Origin of the sequence: Kitasatospora sp. CB01950, assembly GCF_001905465.1 — a bacterium.
Lineage (GTDB): Bacteria > Actinomycetota > Actinomycetes > Streptomycetales > Streptomycetaceae > Kitasatospora.
This window is the reverse complement of record NZ_LISX01000007.1, coordinates 1-19,449: the sequence shown is the minus strand read 5'-3', so window position 1 is coordinate 19,449 and position 19,449 is coordinate 1. Positions and strand designations below refer to the sequence as shown.

Genomic DNA, 19,449 nt, shown 5'->3' with positions numbered 1-19,449 from the left:
GATGGCCGCAGTAGGCTCTGGGGTCGTGACTACAGCGCGACTCTCCGACATCGCGGCCCAGGCGGGGGTCAGCGAAGCCACCGTCAGCCGCGTACTCAACGGTAAGGCGGGCGTCTCCGCGACCACCCGTCAGACGGTGCTGGCCGCGCTCGACGTGCTCGGCTACGAACGGCCCACCCGGCTGCGCCAGCGCAGCGCCGGGCTGATCGGCCTGATCACCCCGGAGCTCAGCAACCCGATCTTCCCCGCCCTCGCCCAGGTCATCGAACAGGTGCTCAGCCGGCACGGCTACACGCCGGTGCTGTGCACCCAGACCCCGGGCGGCTCCACCGAGGACGAACTCGTCGAGATGCTGGTGGAACGCGGCGTGGCCGGCATCGTGTTCGTCTCCGGACTGCACGCCGACACCACCGCCGACCACGACCGGTACGCCAAACTCTCCGGCCGCCAGGTCCCGTTCGTGCTGATCAACGGCTTCAGCGAGAAGATCGCCGCGCCGTTCATCTCCCCGGACGACCGGGCCGCGATGTGGATGGCCGTGCAGCACCTGGTCGAGCTCGGGCACGACCGGATCGGGCTGGCGGTCGGACAGAAGCGCTTCGTCCCCGTGCTGCGCAAGATCGAGGGCTTCACCGCCGCGCTCCAGCAGCTCACCGGGCGGACCGCCGACGAGGCCGCGGACCTGATCCACCACACGCTGTTCAGCGTGGAGGGCGGGCACGCCGCCGCGCAGGCGCTGCTCGACAAGGGCTGCACGGCGATCGTCTGCGGCTCCGACATGATGGCGCTCGGCGCGATCCGCGCGGTGCGCCGCCGGGGGCTGTCGGTGCCGCAGGACGTCTCGGTGGTCGGGTTCGACGACTCGCCGCTGATAGCGTTCACCGAGCCGCCGCTGACCACCGTGCGCCAGCCGGTCGAGGCGATGGCCACGGCCGCCGTGGACGCGCTGCTGGAGGAGGTCGGCGGGAACCCGGCGCAGCGCTCGGAGTTCATGTTCCAGCCGGAGCTGGTGATGCGCGGCTCCACCGGGTCCGGTCCGCGCAACTGACGCTATTTGCTGGTGGCTTGTGGCACCCGTTGCGGCCCTCGGGAGGGAACTCCCGGGGGTCGCAGGCGTGTTCAGGTGTAGAGCTGCTCGATGTCGCGGCGGTAGGCGGTGGTGACGGCCTGCCGGCGGACCTTCAGTGACGGGGTGAGCAGGCCGCGTTCCTCGGTGAAGTCGCCGCCGACCACGCGCACCCGGCGGATCGACTCGGCGCGCGAGACGGTCGAGTTGACGGCCCCGACCGCCTCGGCGAGCGAGGCCAGCACGGTGGGGTGCACCGGGATCGCGTTGGTCATCTCGGGTGCGGGTGCGGGTGCGGGTGCGGGTGCGGTGTCCGTGGCGGCGGTCGGCGGGCGTTGGCGCAGGAAGTGCTCCACCGCCTCCGGGTCGAGGGTGATCAGCGCACCCACGTACGGGCGGCCGTTGCCGACCACCAGGCACTGGCTGATCAGCGGGTGGGCGCGCAGCCGGTCCTCCAGCGGGCCGGGGGAGACGTTCTTGCCGCCGGAGGTCACCAGGATCTCCTTCTTGCGGCCGGTGATGGTCAGGTAGCCGTCCTGGTCGAGCCGCCCCAGGTCGCCGGTGGCGAACCACTGCTCCCGCTCGGGCCGCTCCGCGCCCAACTCGTAGTAGCCGTCGAAGATTTGGCCGCCGCTCAGGAACACCTCGCCGTCCTCGGCGATCCGCACCGCGCTGCCGGGCACCGGCGGGCCGACGGTGCCCGGGCGGGGCCGCAGCGGCGGGTTCACGGTGGACGGGCCGGTGGTCTCGGTCAGCCCGTAGCCCTCGTACACCAGCACGCCCGCGCCGGCGAAGAACAGCAGCAGCTCCGGGTCGATCGAGGAGCCGCCGCTGATCGCGTACCGGATCCGGCCGCCCATCGCCTGACGCACCCTGCGGTACACCAGGGCGTCGTACAGCCCGTGCGCGAGGCGCAGCGACAGCGGGACGGGGGCGCCCTCGCCGGACAGCGCGGCGAGTTCGGCGCGGGCGTAGCGCACCGCGACCTCGGCGGCCCGGTCGAAGACCCGCACCGCGCCCTTCGCCTGCGCCTCGGCCCGGCCCAGCTGGTGGATCTTCTCGAACAGGTAGGGCACGCCGACCAGGAAGGTGGCGCCGAACGCGACCAGGTCGGGCCGGAGTTCGGCGGGCTTCAGGGACGGGCTGTGGCCGAACCGGATCAGGCCGAACACACAGGTCACCTGGATCATCCGGCCCAGCACGTGCGCCAGCGGCAGGAACAGCAGGGTGGACGGCGCCTCGCCGGTCGCCGCGGTGAACACCGGCTCCAGCATGGCGTGGCAGTTCGCCGCCTCGGTGAGGAAGTTGGCGTGGGTGAGCAGGCAGCCCTTGGGGCGGCCGGTGGTGCCGGAGGTGTAGATCAGGGTGGCCTCGCTGTCCGGGCCGAGCGCCGCCCGGCGCTGCGTCAACTCCCCGTCCGGGACGGCCTTTCCGAGCGTGCCGAGGGTGGCGATGGCATCCTCGTCCAGCCGCCACAGCGTCACCGTGCCGCCGGTGCGGGCGATCGCCGCGGTGAGCGCCTCGGCGGTGCCGGCGTCCTCCGCGACCGCCAGCACCGCGCCCGAGTCGCGGACGATCCACTCGGTCTGCTCGACCGAGGAGGTCGGGTAGACCGGCACCAGGGACGCGCCGGCCGCCCAGGCGGCGAAGTCCAGCAGCGTCCACTCGTAGCGGGTGCGGGACATCAGCACGATCCGGCCGCCGGGCCGCACCCCGGCGGCGATCAGGCCGCGGGCGGTCGCGGCGACCTCGTCGGCGAACTGTCGGGCGGTCACCGGCTGCCAGCCGCCGCCCGGTCGGCGCTTGGTCAACACCTCGGTGTCCGGGGCGAGTTCGGCGTTGCGGAACGGCAGGTCGGCGAGGCTGCCGGCGTCCGGCGGCGGGACCAGGTACGGGGTGCGGGCCTCGACGACCCGGTCGTTCTCGCGCAGCACTTCGACGGGTGCACGGTCGCGCAGGTGCGCGGCGCGGGCGGCCCGGGCGAGGGGGTGTGCCATCAGCGAACTCCCTTGGGTGGGATGGGGGTTCGCCCAGGGTAGGGACTCCGTCGCGAACTTACTAGACGGTAAGTTCCTTGCCGGTAGCGGGGGTTGGTTGCTCAGCTCTGCCCAGGGGAGTGGGGGCTCAGCCCTCCTCGGCGATGGGGCGGGGCCGGTGAAGCGGTCGCCGTCCCGGCTGCCGCCGGTGTGCGCCCGGGTGTGCCGGTCGGCGGCGAGGTGGTCGCGCAGCAGCAGTTCCACCGCGTCCTGCGGGCTGCTCGCCCTGAGACGCATCATCACGTCCGGCGCGAGGTCCACGTCCAGCGTGATCGTCGGCTTCGACATCGGACAGGCCGCTGCCCCCGAAGCCGACCAGGTCTTCGGGGGCAGCGTTGTGCGCGGTGGATGTGTGCCGTGCGCGGGTGCCGTGCGAGAGCGCCGTGCGAGAGCGCCGTGCGAGGGGTCAGACGCGACCGGCGAAGTCCGGCGCCCAGTTGGCGATGGTCTCGGTCTTCACGCCCGACTTCGGGTTGGCGGCCTCGACGTACTTGCCGTCGCCGATGTAGATCGCGACGTGGTAGACGCCCGAGTTGGAGCCGTTGTTCGACCAGAACAGCAGGTCGCCCGGCTGCAGGCTGTTCAGCGAGACGCGGGTCGCGTAGTCGGCCTGGTCGGCGGCGACGCGCGGCAGGCTGATGCCGGCCTGACGGAACGCGGCCTGAGTCAGGCCCGAGCAGTCCCAGCCGCCGTTGCCGGTGCCGCCGTAGATGTACGCCTGGCCGACCTTGGACAGCGCGAAGTCGATCGCCGCGGCCTTCGAACCGGTCGCCTTGACGGCGGTGGTGGCGGTGGTCGCGGTGGTGGTCGCAGGGGTGCTCGTCGCCGGGGTGCTCGGCTTGGCGGGGGTGCTCGGCTTGGCCGGGGCGGTGTCGGAGCCCGTGGAGCGGTTGCTCTTCCAGGTGGAGCCGTTTGTGGAGGACTTGGCGGCCGGGGCGGACTGCTGGGCCGGAGCCTCGGCGACCGAGACGTTGCCGAGCGCCAGCTTCTGACCCGGGTAGATCATGTCCGCGCCCTCGGTGAGCACGGAGCGGTTCAGGTCGTAGAGCTTCTGCCAGCCGCCATCGACGTGCTGGTTCTGCGCGATGGCGGACAGCCAGTCGCCGGCCACCACGGTGTAGCTGCCGTCAGCCTTGGCGGCCGGGGCGGTCTGCGGCTGGGCCTGCTGCTTCGGGGCCTGGTTCGGGGCCTGCCTCTGCGGGGCCTGGGTCTTCGGGGTCTGAGCCTTGGGGGCCGGGGTCTGCTTCTGCGCGGTGTCCTGCGAGCCGGAGGACTTGGCGGAGGTGTCGACCTGCGGGGTCTCGCCGCCCTTGGTCAGGCCGGCCTGGACCGAGCACACCGGCCAGGCGCCGGGGCCCTGGGAGGCCAGCACCTTCTCGGCGACGGCGATCTGCTGGTCCTTGGTGGCGAGGTCGGCGCGCGGGGCGTACGCGGTACCGCCGAAGGCGGCCCAGGTGGAGGCGGTGAACTGGAGGCCGCCGTAGAAACCGTTGCCGGTGTTGATCGACCAGTTGCCGGTGGACTCGCACTGGGCGACCTTGTCCCAGGTCGCGACCGAGGCGGCGGAGGCGGTGCCGGCCATCAGGCCGGGGACGGTGAGGCCGATGCCCACCACGCCGGTGGTGGCGATCAGACGGCGGGCGCGCTTGGAGCTGACGGGCAGCATGAAGGTGCGTTCCTCTCCCACGCCTGCGAGGTGAGCTGTCGGATTCGGGCTGGAGTTGCCCGGCCGCGCGCACCTTCCGGTGCGCCCGGCTTCACCCCTAGCCCCGGACCGGTCCGTCAGGACCGCCCCAGGGCGACTTACCTGGTTCCCCCGCCCCTGCCGCGGTGCGTTTTGCATGAGCCGGCTCGCCCGGCGGCAGGATTCGGCGTTCCGGGTGAGCTGGGTCCGTGTGTCCACGAACGTGGGCAGGAGATTAAGCGGATTTAAGGATGATTAGCAAATGCCTGTGACGGCCGTCACCGGGCCCGGAAAACGCGATCAAGGAATTCCTGGCGAACTGCGGTGGGGTCGGCGAGAACTGCTGCGCCGTCAGGGAGTTGGCGATCTTGTGCCCGTTTTGGGGCGTTATGCCGCTTAGTGAGTAAATGTTCGTCTTGGAGGCATTTGTGATCGAGTCAGTGGGGTGATTTGAGCGCTTCTGTCCGCCTTCGCTGACAGGTCATGGAACTCCGCCGGACACCCGTTTCTGTCGAACTGACGAATGACGATACGTCAGAATGCTTAACCGTTGTGGAAGTCCCCGATTCCCGACGGACCCGCCACCTATGCTGCCCCCGACGATTCGGAGTCCCTGCTGGGTGATTCGGGAGGCGGCCATCGTGGAGCAGTGGGAGAACGGGCGGCACCGGCGGCCGTTGCTGGGGCGGCGGCGGATGCTGACCTGGTTGGCGGTCGGGTCGGTGACGGCCGTCGGTGGGGGAGTGATGCTGCGGCAGTCGCTCGCGGGGGCGGCGGTGGCGACGGCGGGCCCGCAGCCGACGCAGGGCCTGCCCGGGTTGGACGAGGGTGGGCGGAAGTGGTCGGACGTCAAGGGGTGGGGCGGGAAGGCACCCGGGGCCGGGAGTGCCGTCCGGATCACCGACAAGGTGGTGCTGGACACCGATGCCCGGGTCGGCTCGCTGCTGATCGACACCGGCGGCTCGCTGGTGTTCGCCAAGGGCCGGTCGCTGACCTTGGAGAGCGGGGGGAACGTCGAGGTGCGGGGTGTGCTCGGGCTCGCCCCCGATGCGGCGCACACGCACACGCTGCGCTTCCCCGGGATCGACGAGCACCGCTTCCAGGGCGGCGGCATGACCGTCGTCGACACCGACACCGGTCTGTGGGTCACCGGCAGCGGCTACCTGCGGCTGGACGGCGCACCCCGGACCGCGTGGGTGCGGGCCGCCGGGGAGTTGAAGGCGGGTGAGACCACGCTGAGGTTGGCCGCCGCGCCCGAGGGCTGGCAGGTGGGCGACGAACTCGCCGTCACCCCGACCGCGCCGCCCGACGCCGAGGGCTTCTCCGAGGCGTACGACCTGGTGACGGTGCAGCGGATCGACGGCCCGAACCTCACCCTCGCCGCGCCGCTCCAGCACGCCCACCCCCGGGTGGGCGTCGGCGGCGGTGCGGTGTTCGGCGCGGAGGTGCTCAACCTGACCCGCAACGTCCGGGTCGAAGGCACCGAACAGGGCCGCGCCCACGTCCACCTGACCTCCAGCCGCCCCGCCGACATCCGGCACGCGGCGCTGAGCCGGCTCGGGCCGCGCGCCGCCGGGAAGGACAGCTGGAACGGGCAGCCCGTCACCGAACCCGTCCTCGGCCGGTACGGACTGCACTTCCACATGCTGCAGGACGCCTCGCGCGGCACCGTGGTCGAGGGCGTCGTCGTCCGCGACGCCGGCAGCCACGCGTTCGTGCCGCACATGAGCCACGGCATCACCTTCCGCGGCTGCATCGCCCACAACACCTGGGAGGACGCGTACTGGTGGGACGGCCCGAGCGACACCCGCAACCCGCAGGGGCCGTCCGACGACATCGGCTACCTGGGGTGCGTCGCCTCCCGCACCGTCTTCGAACCTAACCAGCGCGGCTACCGGCTGACCGGGTTCAGCCTCGGCGCGGGCACCGGTTCGACGGCCCGGGACTGCGTGGCCGTCGGCGTCCAGGGCGCCACCGGCGCGTCCGGGTACGAGTGGCCGGAGAACAGCGAGGGGGTGTGGACGTTCGAGAACTGCCTGGCGCACAACAACCTGGAGAACGGCATCTTCGTCTGGCTGAACGCCGCACACCACCACACCGTCACCGGCTTCGCCGCCTACCACAACGGCGGCTGGGGCATCGAGCACGGCGCCTACCTGAACGACTTCGACTACACCGCCTCGGTGCTGTACGGCAACGCCGCCGGCGGGATCGCCGTGCACGCGCTCGGCCGCGACAAGGGCACGGTGTTCGACGGGCTGCTGATCGACGCCGCCGGGCAGTCCGACTACGCGGTCTCCACCCTCAAGCACCAACTCGACGGCGAAATGGTGGTGTTGAGCCGCAGCCGGCTGACCGGGTACCGGAAGGCGGGAGTGGCGTTTCGGGCCACCGTCGACGGCAAGCCCGACGATATCGCGGTGCTGGACTGCGAGTTCGGCGACGGGCCCGAGCTGTGGCTCGACCCGGAGGCGCCCGCGCCCAAGCAGATCCTGTTCCGCAAGGCCGGGCAGTCGGGGACGGTCGCGCTCGCCAAACCCGCGCCCGGGCTCGCCGCCGGGCCGTGGAACGCCGCCACCAGCCCCGCGAACGCGCCCACCCCGCCGCGCCAGGTCGCGCTGCCCGCACTGAAGTTCACCGACAGCGCGCCGAAGACCGGCCGCGTGCAGGGAGGGTGAAAGCGCGACGGGCGGGAACGCGTCGATGCGCTGCTCCCGCCCGTCGCGGTCCTCGGACGGCGCGTCAGCGCGCCGCGTGCGCCCCCGACGTGGTGCGCTTGTCGGCGGCCGCGGCCTCGGCGGCCTCCAGCTGCTCCTGGGAGGGCTCGGGGAGCGCCGCCAGGTAGCTGGAGGCGATCAGCTGAGCCACCGTCGGGTAGGCGCCGATCGGGGCGGCGCTCGGGCAGCCGGTCTCCTCGGCGGCCGTGGCCAGCAGCTCCGGGTCGGCCTCCGGGCCGATCACCAGCGGAGCGAGCGCGGGACGCGCGCAGCCGGTCGACTTCAGGTGCGCGACGGCCGCGGCGACCGAGCCGGGCACGTCCAGCGCAGCCGGGACGACCGGGACGGCGAGCCGGGCGGCCAGCAGCACACCGGTGATGCCGGCGGCGGCAGCGGCCTCCTCGCCACCGGTGGTGGTCAGCACCACGCCGTCGGCGGCGGTGGCGATCGCGAACAGGCGGGCGCGGTCGGCGCGGGCGAGGTCCGCCTCGGACAGGCGCACGTGGACGGCCTCGGCCAGCAGCGGGTGCGGGCCCAGCGGGTCCAGCACCTGCGCGCCGGTCTCGGCCGCGGCCTTGTGCAGCTCCGGCAGGAACTCGTGCGGCCCCGGAACCAGCGGCACCACCACCGGCGCGGCCAGGCCGGCCTCGGCCGCCGCGCTCAGCAGGTCGGCCACGGTCGGAGCGCCCTCGCCGCCCAGGTAAGCGGCCGTCACCTCGATGCCCGGCTGGTCGCCGCGCACGATGGACAGCAGCTCCTCGACGGCCGGGCGGGTCTCCGGCCCGGCGACGGCCGGAACCGCCAGCACCAGGGCAGGCGAACCGGCCATGATCTCGGGGCGCTCGGGACGGCGGTGGCGCCCCCGCGCACGGGAGCCTGGCGTACGGACGGGCAGTGGCGCGCCCGGGATGGCTGCGGTGCTCATGGGCCAGATCGTAGGACATTGCCCAGCGTGCCTTGCAGCCGGATGCCGACAGTGGGCGGCTTTCCGCCAGGAAGTGACGGTCATCACAGCGCGAGTTGTGACTGGCTGTGAGGCGCGGGGCGGGCGGTGATGATCGACAACGCGCTGACGGCTGTGTGCGGACGGTCATGGAGCGATGGCCGATTTGCTGCGCTGTGTCCGCTTACGCACCGTCAATTGCTGCCCTGTGAAGGCTTGGTGTCGGCATTGGCACGTTCGTCTGCACGGGATATTTCTCGTGCTGATGCACGTGCAGCCGAGCTATCATCACGTCAAGTGAGGCATTCACCAGGGTCTGGGGAGAAATCAATGGGTGAGGCGTACAACGGCATGGCGGCGGCGGAGCTCGACGTCGCCTGGCAGAAGAGCCGCTACAGCAACTCGAAGGGCAACTGCGTGGAGTTCGCCGCGCTGCCGGGCGGCGGCGTCGCGATGCGCAACTCGCGTTTCCCCGACGGGCCGGCGCTGGTCTACACCCGGGCGGAGATCGACGCCATGCTGCTCGGTGTGAAGGACGGGGAGTTCGACCACCTCGGTTCCGCGTCCTGACGGAACATCAGCAGTGCTGCAGCCTGGCCGTCGTGGGAGAACCCACGACGGCCTTCGTGTTTTCCGCAGGGCTTCCCGCGCAGGTGCGGGTACGGGCCGACGCGGATTCGGGCGGAAGCGGAAGCGGGCCGGCGCAGATCCGGGCTGACGTCGACCTGGGCCGACCGCGGAGCCGGGCCGACGCGGAATCGAGCGGGTGCGGAGCCGGGCCGATGCGGATTCGGGGGGCGTAGGACCGGGCGGGCGCAGATCCGAGTGGGCGCGGAGCCGGAGGAGCGGAAGAGTCGCGGGCGTCAGGCGGAGCGGCGGTGGCGGCCGAGGTTCGGCACCGAGGGTTCGGCGAGGGCCTCAGGTATGCGGGCGTCGAACAGTGCCCACACCACCTTCCCCGCGCCCGCCAGCGGGTGCCAGCCCCAGGAGCGGGAGAAGGAGTCCACCAGGTGCAGGCCGCGGCCGGACTCCGCCACGAAGTCGGCCTCGCGGGCGATCGGGCCGGAGCTGGACGGGTCGCTCACCGCGCACACCACCTGCGGGGCCCGGTGCACCAGGCTGATCCGGATCGGCAGTGAGCCGACGGCCAGTTGGGGCGCGGTCTGGGCCGGGACACGGGACGGCTCGTACTGGCCGAGGGCGTGCCGCAGCGCGTTGGTCACCAACTCCGAGGCCACCAGGGCGACATCGTCGAAGAGGTCGCCGAGTCCCCAGCCTTCGAGGGTGGTTCGGGCGAACTCCCGTGCGGTGCGCACGGCTTCGAAGCGGGGAGCGAGCGTACAGCTGACCACATGCGGGTCGGTCGCCAGGGCCGTACCGGTGCTCATGAAGAGCTCCTCCCATAAGGGGGCGGACACGGCGGGACCCACCGGGGTCATGCCGGTCACCTCCGACTCGCTCGGCCGCTCTGCCGCCGCGCCAGACCGCTGCGCGCACACGCAAGTACCCAGCGACGCACGGGCGTTGCCGGGACGGGTGTGCGGAATCGCGCAAGCTGTCGACGCGGAGCCCGCGGGGTTGCCAAGGGCGTGCAAGTGCACGTGCACCATGGTCCTCTGCGCTCACGGCAGATGCAAGAGTCGATTCACGTGCAGTCGTGCGATTGGCATATGCATGCACCGGATGCACGTGCAAGATGGTGTCTGCGCGTCAGAACCGGTAGTCCGGCGCATCACTACCGGCACTCAGCGCGTCCAAGTGATGGCAGACTGTGCAACTGGTCTTTCCGAGTGGAGGTTTGGTCAGATGACCACAGTGCAGCCCGGTGGGGGCTCGATGGTTCGCCGCATCCTCCTCGGCTCCCAGCTCCGCCGACTCCGCGACAGCTGCGGGATCAGCCGGGAGGACGCCGGCTACGCGATCCGCGCCTCGGAATCCAAGATCAGTCGGATGGAACTCGGCCGCGTCTCCTTCAAGGAGCGTGACGTCGCCGACCTGCTCAGCCTCTACGGTCTGGCCGGAGGCCCGGAGCGCGAGACCCTGCTCGCCCTGGTCCGCGAGGCCAACAAGTCCGGCTGGTGGCACAGTTACAACGACGTGCTGCCCAACTGGTTCCAGACCTACATGGGCCTGGAGGAGGCCGCCGCACTGATCCGCACCTACGAGGTGCAGTTCATCCCCGGCCTGCTCCAGTGCGAGGAGTACGCCCGGGCGATCTTCGCGCAGAACCGCCCCGTGCTCGCCGACGACGAGATCGAACGCCGGGTCGCACTGCGCGCCCGGCGGCAGAAGCTGCTCACCGACGGCCGCGGCCCCAAGCTGTGGGCCGTCATCGACGAGGCCGCGCTGCGCCGCCCCGTCGGCGGCCCCGAGGTGATGCGCGCCCAGCTGGAACACCTGCTGGAGCTCGCCCAACTCCCCAGCGTGGTCCTCCAGGTGATGCCCTTCCGGTTCGGCGCGCACGCCGGTGAGAGCGGCGCGTTCTCGGTGCTGCGCTTCCCCGAGCAGGACCTGCCGGACGTGGTCTACCTGGAGCAGCTCACCAGCGCGCTGTACCTGGACAAGCGCGACGACGTGGACGAGTACGTGCAGGTCATGGAGCGGCTCTGCGTGGACAGCCTGACGCCGCAGCAGACCGTCGACCTGCTGCAGGGCATCCTCAAGAGCCAGTGACGGCAGGGGCTCCCGGTGCCTCAAGGCCCCGGCCGGGGCCCACGGGGCATCGGGTGCCGGGCTCCGCGGGCCGCCCCGGGCGCAGTTCGGTATCGGCGCGGTGAACCTGATTGACCGCGGACCGGACAACTGCCATGGTGACTGCGCCGCCGTCAGCCCCGGGCCACCGGGGAGCGGAACGAGCGGCATTCCGGCTCCACCAACACGGGGGTTTGGTGGAGCCGGCCCCGACGCCTTCTCGGACGCTCCGGTATCGGGCCGGCCCGGCCCGGAGATGATCAGCGCTCCGACAGCACCTCCTGCTGCACCGCCCGGTACTGGTAGTCCGGCACCGGGGCCGGCTCGGCGCCGGCCTTGCGGCGGCCGCTGCGCAGCGCGCCGGTGAGCGCGATCAGCAGGCCGAGCGTGGTGGTGCCCGTCACCAGCAGCAGGGCGGGCCGGTACCCGGCGAGTTGGGCGTGCGCGTCCGTGCCGCCGCCGGAGCCCGCAGTGAGCACCGCCGTGGTGACGGCCAGCACGATCGCGCCGCCCACCTGGAGCGCGGTGTTCACCAGGCCCGAGGCGAGGCCCTGTTCGTCGTCCGCCACGCCGTTGGTGGCCGCGACGTTGATCGAGGGGAAGCCGAGCGCGAAGCCCGCGCCGATCAGCAGCATGCTGGGCAGCACCAGGCCGAGGAAGGAGCTGTGCTCGTCCAGCCGCAGGAAGAGCGCGTAGCCCGTGACCATCGACGCCACGCCGACCGGGAGCACCCGCTCCGGGCCGAACCTGTCCAGCAGGCGGCTGACCGAGCCGGCCGAGAGGGCGACGATCGCGCCGCCCGGCAGCAGGCCGAGCGCCGTCTCCAGCGCGGACCAGTCGAGCAGCCGCTGCAGGTACAGCGTGGCCACGAACTGGAAGCCCGCGTACGAGCCCATCAGCGTCAGCGCCGTCAGGTTGGCCCGGCGCACGCCCGCGCTGCGGAAGATGCCGAGCCGCACCAGCGGGTGCGCGGTGCGCGCCTCGATCGCCAGGAAGGCCGCGGCCAGCGCCACCACCAGCAGCAGCGAGCCGATCGTGCGCAGCGACAGCCAGCCCGCGCCCTGCGCCTCCGTGACCGTGAACACCAGCAGCAGGACGGCGACGGTGCCGGTGATCGCGCCCGCCACGTCGTACCCGCCGGAGCTGCGCTGCTCGCGCTGACGGGGCAGCAGCTTGATGCCGGCGAGCAGCGCGATCAGCGCGATCGGGACGGGCATCAGGAACGTCAGCCGCCAGCCGGCCGACGTCAGCAGCCCGCTGATCACCAGGCCGAGCGAGAAGCCGGCCGCGGAGCAGGTGGTGTAGATGGACAGCGCGCGGTTGCGGGCCGGGCCCTCGGCGAACGTGGTGGTGATGATGGAGAGGCCGGCCGGGGCGGTGAACGCGGCGCTGATGCCCTTCAGGAAGCGGGCTCCGATCAGCAGCGGGCCGCTGTCGACCAGGCCGCCGAGCAGCGAGGCACCCGCGAACACGGCCAGGGCTATCAGGAAGACCCGGCGACGACCGAGCAGGTCGGCGGCGCGGCCGCCGAGCAGCAGCAGGCCGCCGTAGCCCAGGACGTAGCCGCTCACCACCCATTGCAGGGCGGAGTCGGAGAGATGCAGGTCGGCGCCGATCGAGGGCAGGGCGACGCCCACCATCGAGACGTCGAGGGCGTCCAGGAACATGGCGGCGCAGAGCACCACCAGGGCGCCCCAGAGGCGAGGGGTCCATCGCGTGTCGGTCATGGCACCGAACGCTACATGCATGTGCATGCGATGCAAACGCATTTAATGCACTCGCAACAGATGCGCACGCATGTGCTAACGTGGCGGCGTGACCGACCCAGATCCAGACCGTGACCCAGCTGCGGAGACGGCGCTCAGCGAGAAGTGGCGCGCCGTCCTGGCCTGCCACGCGGCCACGTCCTGCGCGATAGACCGCGAGCTCGGCGAGGCCTTCGGAATCGGCGTCAGCGAGTTCGAACTGCTGGAACGCCTCTGGGAGTTCGAGCAGGAGGAGGCGCAGGCGGGCTCGCGCGCCCAGGTCCTCTCCGGCGCCGTGCACCTCAGCCAGAGCGCGTTCTCCCGGCTGGTCGCCCGGATGGAGAAGGCCGGCCTGGTGGAGCGCTCGCTGTGCCAGGACGACCGCCGCGGCATCTTCGTCGCACTCACCGACGAGGGCCGCGAGCGTTACCGCAAGGCCCGCCCCGTGCACCGCCGGATCCTCGCCGAGACGCTGCCGCCGACGGACTGACTGACCGGCCCCGGAGCCCTCGGAACAGCGTGGCCTCAGGGCAGGGCGACCTCGGGGCGGCGTGGTTTCAGAACAGCGCGGCCTCAGAGCAGTGTGGCTTCAGAGCAGGGTGGCCTCAGAGCAGTGTGGAGAGGCCCGGCGCGGCCGCGATCAGCGCTGCCGCCACGGGAGCGGTCAGCGCCGCCAGCGTCCACGCCAGCCGGGAGCGCCGGGGCAGCCGCGGCTCGCCCAGCAGCAGCCGGTCCACCCGGGCGGGGGACTGTGCCAACTGCCGCGGCGGGCAGGACGCGAACACCTCGCTGTTCAGCTCTGCCAGCGCCAGCGCCGTGGTCACCCGACCGTGCCGGCGCGCCGCCCGGTCGTCCGCCGCCAGCTCCACCAGCACCGCCACCTGGTCCCGGAACGCGGAGAACACCCCCACCCCCGGAAAGCCCGTAGCCAGCGCCTGCGCACACTGCGCCAACCAGTGGTGCCGGGCCCGGACGTGACCCTGCTCGTGGCTCAGCACCGCCGCCAACTCCCGGTCGGAGAGCTGCTGCAGCGCGCCCGTGGTCACCACCAGCCGGGCCCGCGGCCCGGGCAGCGACGACACCTGCGGCCGCACGTTCTCCAGCACCACCAGCGGCTCCTTCGCCGCCCGCTGGCGCGGCAGCAGCGAGGCCGGCAACTCGGGGGCCCGCCGCACCAGTTGGGCGTGACGGTGGCCGCGCTCCGCACGCGCCGAACGGATCTCCCGGGCCAGCGACAGCGCCGTCCACAGCCCGCCCGCCGCCAGTACCGCCGCCGACAGCCGGCCCCAACCCTCGCGGCCCGCAAGGCCGTACGCCTCCGCGACCCCGTCCGGGGCGCCCGAGAAGACCACGTCCCGCCAGGCCGGCAGCGCCGCGGCACTCGCCAGCAGCAGACTCAGCACGCAACACAGCAGCACCGCGACCACCAGCATCTGCCAGACCAGCAGGGCCAACACGGGTTCTCGCTCGGGCCAGCGGGCCCGGGCCAGGCGGCTCGGCGCCACGGTGGCGAGCAGCAGTCCGAGCAGCAACAGGCTCAGCAGTGCCGTCATGGCAGGGGCTCCCCGAGGAGGGATTCGAGGCGCGGCGATGCGCTTCCCCCCAACCTATGCCTCCTCACGCCGACGGGGAACGCCCGGGTGCCTCCAGTGACCAACACCACGTCCCCGCAGGGTTTCGGACGCTCCGTCAGATCAATTCCCGCGCCGCCCGGTTCACATGGTCAGCAGCATCGCGAACATCCCGATCCCCATCGCCGCCCGGCAGGCCCGCGGCAGCGGCGCCGCCACCGCCGCACCGCCCGCCGCGATCACCCGGCTGCCCTCCCAGAGCGCGTAGCCGCCGAAGTACACCAGCAGCAGACCCGTGACCAGCGGCAACCCGCCCGGTTGGGAGTGGTGCCCGGCGTGCTCGCCCGGCGGGCCGCCCGCCATCGCCAGCGCCATGTACGCCATCGCCAGCGCGCCGATCCCGTGGTGCAGGCGGTGCGCCCGCAGCCCCGAGCCGCCGCGCCCGGCCAGCGCGCCCACCAGCAGCACCGCTGCCAGCAGCGCGTACGGCCAGCCCCAGGCCACGCCCGGCAGCAGCGCCATCCCCGCCATGCCGAGGCCCATCGCGGCCTCCAGCACGTCCGACTCCCGGCCGGCCGGTCGGTCGTGCCCGCAGGACCCGGCGACCTGCCGCCCCCGCCCGAGCTGCCGGACCCGCCACCCGCAGTAACCGCCGCTGCCCATGGCCAGTGCCGCCAGCAGCCAGTTGACCAGTGCCGGTCCGTGCATCGCCTCCCCCTCTGGCCGGATGTACGGAGCCCCCTCCACGATCACCGACCGCGACCGGGGGCAGGAGGGCGTGAGTGGGGGCGCATCGAGGCGCGCGCGGGGGCGCGCCCGGCGTGAAACCGCATTCGGGCGGTGGTCGGGTTGCGGCCGGGCCGCGCTCGGGCGGTGCTCGGACGGTGCTCGGGCGGTGCTCGGCGCGGGGCTGCGCGGCGGTCGGAGGGCGGTCGGCGCGGTCGGTGACAGTGCGGTCGAGCCCCGGTGGCGGGTGGTTCGGGGGCGGGGGAGGGTCGGCCGTACCGGAAGCATCGCCGGATCTGTCCGTTTCATCCATCCCGTAAGGGACCAAGGTCGTCGGCGCTACGAACTGGAGTGTCCGCCGTCAAGTTGCCCTTGAGCCGGATAACCTTTCGCATTTAACGTGGTCTTGTCGAAATAACTCCTGTCGAAGTGAGCCTGTGATGCAGAATCTTTCGTCGACGCTCGCGGCCGCGGGCGACGCCCCCACCGTCGACCTCGCCGGGCACCCGGCCTGGCTGGCTCTCAAGGACGCCGTCGAGGCCCTCCGGCCCCTGCAGTCCAAGGACGGCTCGATCGACCTCGCCGCCGTGCCCCGCACCACCGTCGACCCGCTGGTCGAGACCGTGCAGTCCGCCGTCGCCGAGCTCGCCCCGCACTTCCCGCACGACGCCGAGTACCTCGCCGCCGTCCGGACGGACCTCGGCAAGTGGGCCGACACCGGCTACCGGGAGCCCGACTTCCTGGACTCGCTGATGGCCTTCCGCCCCAACGAGCAGCGCATCGACGGCATCGGCCACCTGGTCGTCTTCCCGATGTACACCCAGAACGGCAACCCGAACCGGAACCTGGAAGCCGTCCTGCTGAAGGTCGTCTGGCCCGAGTGGATCGCCGAGCTGGAGAAGACCCGCTTCGACAACCCGGGCTACCTCGGCATCACCTTCGACGACTTCACCGCCGGCTACGACACCAACTCCGCCGTGCTGTTCCCCGAGACGGTGGCCGTCCGCGAAGCGCCGGAACGTTTCACCTGGGGCGGCATCTTCTGCGACCGCGAGGCCGCCCGCTTCCGCACCGTCTCCACCAGCGCCGTCCGCCAGCTCGGCCTCGACATCCCCGCCGACGCGGCGAGCCTGCTCCAGGACCAGGACCGCGTCCAGCAGACCTTCGTCCTGTGGGACCTCGTCCACGACCGCACCCACAGCCACGGCGACCTGCCCTTCGACCCGTTCATGATCAAGCAGCGCAGCCCGTTCTGGATGTACGGCCTCGAAGAGCTCCGCTGTGACCTGAACACCTTCAAGGAGTCGGTCAAGCTGGAGGCCGAGGGCTACACCCAGGGCCGCGACGTCCAGTACGCCGTCCTCTTCGACCGGATGTTCCGCTTCCCGGTCACCGGCGACCGCGTCCGCAACTACGACGGCATGGGCGGCCAGCTGCTCTTCGCCTACCTGCACAAGCACGACGCCCTGCGCTGGCGCGACAACCGCCTCACCATCGACTGGTCGCGCGTCGCCGAGGTCACCAACGAGCTCTGCGCCGAGATCGAGACCCTCTACCGCGATGGCATCGACCGGCCCAAGACCGCCCACTGGATCGCCGCCTACCAGCTGGTCTCCCAGTACCTCACCCCGCACCCCGCCTCCACCTGGGCCAAGGGCCCCGAGGCGCTCCCGCTCGACCTCGCCGACGACAAGGCGCTCCGCAAGGCCCTCTGCGACGCCGTCCACCCCGACGAGTTCCCGCTCAGCATGTTCTACGAAGCCCTGGCCAAGAAGCTCAGCCGCGTGATCGCCGACACCAAGGGCATCACCAGCGCCGACGTCGAGGAGATCGCCGCGTGACCGCCGCCGCCCGTACCGAGACCGCCCGCCCGCTCGACGGCAAGGTCATCGCCGTCGCCGGAGCCAGCGGCCCCGCCGGCCAGGCCACCCTGCGCCGCCTCGCCGCCGACGGCGCCACCGTGATCGGTGCCGACATCGACCAGCAGCGCCTGGACCGGGTCATCGACGGCATCCGCACCGCCGTGCCCGGCGCGAAGATCACCGGCCAGGTCATCGACCTGCTCGACCCGCAGGAAGTCCACGACTGGGCCGACCACCTCGAGGCCGAGCACGGCCACATCGACGCCCTGTTCCACCTGGTCGGCGGCTGGCGCGGAAGCAAGACCTTCCACGACTCCCGCATCGACGACTGGGACTTCCTGCACGACACCGTCGTGCGCACCCTCCAGCACACCTCGCTGGCCTTCCAGCCCGCCCTGCTGCGCAGCACCGACGGCCGGTACGCCATGGTCTCCGCCGCCGCCGCGCACAAGCCCACCGCGGGTGGCGCCGCGTACGCCGCCGCCAAGGCCGCCACCGAGGCCTGGACCCTCGCCATGGCGAACTCCTTCGTGAAGGAGACCACCGCCGAGGACGGCACCCCCACCGCCGCAGCTGCGATCCTGGTCATCAAGGCCTTGGTCAGCCCCGAGATGCGCGCCGAGAAGCCGGACGCCAAGTTCCCGGGCTTCACCGACACCGCCGACCTGGCCACCACCCTGGCGGGCCTCTGGGACCGCCCCGCAGCAGAACTGAACGGACAGCACCTGTGGCTGACAGCCCGATGACCACCCCCTTCGGCCCGACCGACGCAGTACGGCACCACGACCCCGCGGTGCGCGGCTTCGCCAGCGACAACTACGCCGGCGTGCACCCCGAGATCCTCGCCGCGATAGCCCTCGCCAACGACGGCCACCAGGTCGCGTACGGCGAGGACCAGTACACCGAGCACCTGCAGACCGTCTTCCGCCGCCACTTCGGCGACCGGGCCGAGGCGTTCCCCGTCTTCAACGGCACCGGCGCCAACGTGGTCGCCCTGCAGGCCCTGCTGCCGCGCTGGGGCGCGGTGATCGCCGCCGCCACCGCGCACATCAACGTGGACGAGTGCGGCGCGCCCGAGAAGCTCGCCGGCATCAAGATCCACACCGTCCCCACTCCGGACGGCAAGCTCACCCCCGAGCTGATCGACCAGCAGGCCTGGGGCTGGGGCGACGAGCACCGCGCCCAGCCGCTCGCCGTCTCCATCACCCAGTCCACCGAACTCGGCACCCTCTACACCGTCGACGAGGTCCGGGCGATCTGCGAGCACGCCCACGAGCGCGGCATGCTCGTCCACATGGACGGCTCCCGGCTCGCCAACGCGGCCGCCACCCTCGGCGTCCCGTTCCGCGAGTTCACCACCGACGCCGGCGTCGACGTCCTCTCCTTCGGCGGCACCAAGAACGGCCTGCTGTTCGGCGAGGCCGTGGTCGTCCTCAACCCCGAGCGGGTCCGCGACCTCAAGTACCTGCGCAAGATGTCGATGCAGCTCGCCTCGAAGATGCGCTTCGTCTCGGTCCAGTTCGAGGCGCTCCTCACCGGCGACCTCTGGCTCCGCAACGCCGGCCACGCCAATGCGATGGCGCTCCGCCTGGAGGCCGCCGTCCGCGACATCCCCGGCATCACCGTGGTCCGCCCCGTCAAGGCCAACGCCGTCTTCGCGCTCCTCCCGCGCGAGGTCAGCGAGCGCCTCCAGAAGCGCTACCGCTTCTACTTCTGGGACGAGCACACCGGCGAGGTCCGCTGGATGGCCGCCTTCGACACCACCGAGGCCGACATCGACGCGTTCGCTGCCGCGATCGCGGAGGAGATGGGCCGCGACGCCTGACGGCGCTCGCCTGCTCGGTCTGCTGTACGACGGCCGGCCCGGAAGACTTCTTCCGGGCCGGCCGTCGGCGTCGGTGGGCGGGTTTCGGTGGCCCGACCTGGGGGTGTTTGCGTCTGGCGCGGATCCGGCGTAGTGTTCACTGGTCGCTCGGCAGGGAGCACCGGACACGCATCTGTGTGGACGGTCCCGGAGCGGCCAATCCCTTGAGAACCACCCAGTTGATCCGTGTCGGGTCGCGTCCTTTTCGCGTCTCTGTTCGTATTTGCTGTGCGCGTTTTCGGAGATTGCGGCGGATTCGCTTTTCGGAGCGGGGATCGGCTAGAGTTTGAAACGTCGGAACGGCCGCGAGGCAGGGAAGACAGACAGCAAGTCGGATCGAAACTCCGGAAAACGGAGCGGAAAACATCTGATAAGCTGAGAACACGAAAGAACGAAGCGCCCGGAGGGTCCGCAGGAATGCGGCTCGAAGGAAGCGTCCGTTCCTTGAGAACTCAACAGCGTGCCAAAAGTCAACGCCAGATATGTTGACATCCCCGGCCGGTCCTCTGGATCGGTTGGAGATTCCTTTATGAAGTAACACTAG

At 71.7% G+C, this 19,449-nt stretch carries 15 protein-coding genes and 1 riboswitch; of the genes, 8 read left to right on the top strand and 7 right to left on the bottom strand.

The features are described from left to right. Position 1 precedes the first annotated feature (1 nt). Entirely contained in the window at positions 2 to 1,048 is a 1,047-nt protein-coding gene (locus AMK19_RS18720) for a LacI family DNA-binding transcriptional regulator (protein WP_073813130.1), read from the top strand. Between the two features lie 71 nt (positions 1,049 to 1,119). Here AMK19_RS18720 and AMK19_RS18715 read toward each other — a convergent pair whose 3' ends face one another. Both AMK19_RS18715 and AMK19_RS38110 read right to left on the bottom strand, forming a co-directional pair. Then, positions 1,120 to 3,063 (bottom strand): AMP-dependent synthetase/ligase, encoded by a 1,944-nt coding sequence (locus tag AMK19_RS18715; RefSeq protein WP_073813128.1) that lies wholly within the window; start codon positions 3,061 to 3,063, stop codon positions 1,120 to 1,122. Between the two features lie 445 nt (positions 3,064 to 3,508). Beyond that, a complete protein-coding gene (locus tag AMK19_RS38110; protein ID WP_143200284.1) occupies positions 3,509 to 4,789 on the bottom strand; it encodes a transglycosylase family protein in 1,281 nt (426 codons plus the stop codon). Beyond that, positions 4,774 to 4,947: riboswitch (cyclic di-AMP (ydaO/yuaA leader) on the bottom strand. Its footprint overlaps the gene before it by 16 nt. Before the next feature lie 480 nt (positions 4,948 to 5,427). On the opposite strand from AMK19_RS38110, the gene AMK19_RS18705 reads away from it, so the two are divergent. Further along, positions 5,428 to 7,464, top strand: a complete 2,037-nt coding sequence (locus tag AMK19_RS18705; protein WP_143200283.1) for a G8 domain-containing protein — start codon at positions 5,428 to 5,430, stop codon at positions 7,462 to 7,464. A gap of 64 nt (positions 7,465 to 7,528) precedes the next feature. On the opposite strand, the gene AMK19_RS18700 is transcribed toward AMK19_RS18705, so the two are convergent. Next, positions 7,529 to 8,428 carry a hypothetical protein gene (locus AMK19_RS18700; RefSeq protein ID WP_073813123.1) on the bottom strand — a complete coding sequence of 300 codons (900 nt, stop codon included), beginning with the start codon at positions 8,426 to 8,428 and terminating at the stop codon, positions 7,529 to 7,531. 348 nt (positions 8,429 to 8,776) lie between these two features. Between AMK19_RS18700 and AMK19_RS18695 the strand changes: the two genes are divergently transcribed. Beyond that, positions 8,777 to 9,016: a DUF397 domain-containing protein gene (locus AMK19_RS18695; protein WP_073813122.1), complete on the top strand. Its 240-nt coding sequence runs from the start codon at positions 8,777 to 8,779 to the stop codon at positions 9,014 to 9,016. Positions 9,017 to 9,309: 293 nt separating this feature from the next. Here AMK19_RS18695 and AMK19_RS18690 read toward each other — a convergent pair whose 3' ends face one another. After that, positions 9,310 to 9,834: an ATP-binding protein gene (locus tag AMK19_RS18690; protein WP_073813120.1), complete on the bottom strand. Its 525-nt coding sequence runs from the start codon at positions 9,832 to 9,834 to the stop codon at positions 9,310 to 9,312. A gap of 418 nt (positions 9,835 to 10,252) precedes the next feature. Here AMK19_RS18690 and AMK19_RS18685 point away from each other — a divergent pair, with 418 nt between their 5' ends. Then, entirely contained in the window at positions 10,253 to 11,119 is an 867-nt protein-coding gene (locus AMK19_RS18685; RefSeq protein WP_073813119.1) for a helix-turn-helix domain-containing protein, read from the top strand. 278 nt (positions 11,120 to 11,397) lie between these two features. Here AMK19_RS18685 and AMK19_RS18680 read toward each other — a convergent pair whose 3' ends face one another. Beyond that, entirely contained in the window at positions 11,398 to 12,864 is a 1,467-nt protein-coding gene (locus AMK19_RS18680) for an MFS transporter (protein ID WP_241844481.1), read from the bottom strand. A gap of 88 nt (positions 12,865 to 12,952) precedes the next feature. Here AMK19_RS18680 and AMK19_RS18675 point away from each other — a divergent pair, with 88 nt between their 5' ends. After that, positions 12,953 to 13,372: a MarR family winged helix-turn-helix transcriptional regulator gene (locus AMK19_RS18675; protein ID WP_073813116.1), complete on the top strand. Its 420-nt coding sequence runs from the start codon at positions 12,953 to 12,955 to the stop codon at positions 13,370 to 13,372. 115 nt (positions 13,373 to 13,487) lie between these two features. Here the strand turns inward: AMK19_RS18675 and AMK19_RS18670 are convergent, their stop codons facing one another. After that, the gene (locus AMK19_RS18670) at positions 13,488 to 14,435 is read right to left on the bottom strand and encodes a M56 family metallopeptidase (protein WP_073813114.1); all 948 of its coding nucleotides are present in this window, start codon (positions 14,433 to 14,435) and stop codon (positions 13,488 to 13,490) included. Between the two features lie 162 nt (positions 14,436 to 14,597). Then, positions 14,598 to 15,161 carry a DUF5134 domain-containing protein gene (locus AMK19_RS18665; protein WP_073813113.1) on the bottom strand — a complete coding sequence of 188 codons (564 nt, stop codon included), beginning with the start codon at positions 15,159 to 15,161 and terminating at the stop codon, positions 14,598 to 14,600. A gap of 458 nt (positions 15,162 to 15,619) precedes the next feature. Here AMK19_RS18665 and AMK19_RS18660 point away from each other — a divergent pair, with 458 nt between their 5' ends. Genes AMK19_RS18660 through AMK19_RS18650 form a run of 3 tightly spaced genes read left to right on the top strand, consistent with a single transcriptional unit; the run spans position 15,620 to position 18,866 of the window. Next, a complete protein-coding gene (locus tag AMK19_RS18660; RefSeq protein ID WP_083647039.1) occupies positions 15,620 to 17,020 on the top strand; it encodes a DUF6421 family protein in 1,401 nt (466 codons plus the stop codon). Beyond that, positions 17,017 to 17,787, top strand: a complete 771-nt coding sequence (locus AMK19_RS18655) for an SDR family oxidoreductase (protein WP_073813111.1) — start codon at positions 17,017 to 17,019, stop codon at positions 17,785 to 17,787. Before AMK19_RS18660 ends, AMK19_RS18655 begins: the two co-directional genes overlap by 4 nt. Continuing rightward, positions 17,784 to 18,866, top strand: coding sequence for a threonine aldolase family protein (locus AMK19_RS18650; protein ID WP_073813109.1), 1,083 nt, complete (start codon positions 17,784 to 17,786; stop codon positions 18,864 to 18,866). The genes AMK19_RS18655 and AMK19_RS18650 overlap by 4 nt, the downstream gene beginning before the upstream one ends. Positions 18,867 to 19,449 lie beyond the last annotated feature (583 nt).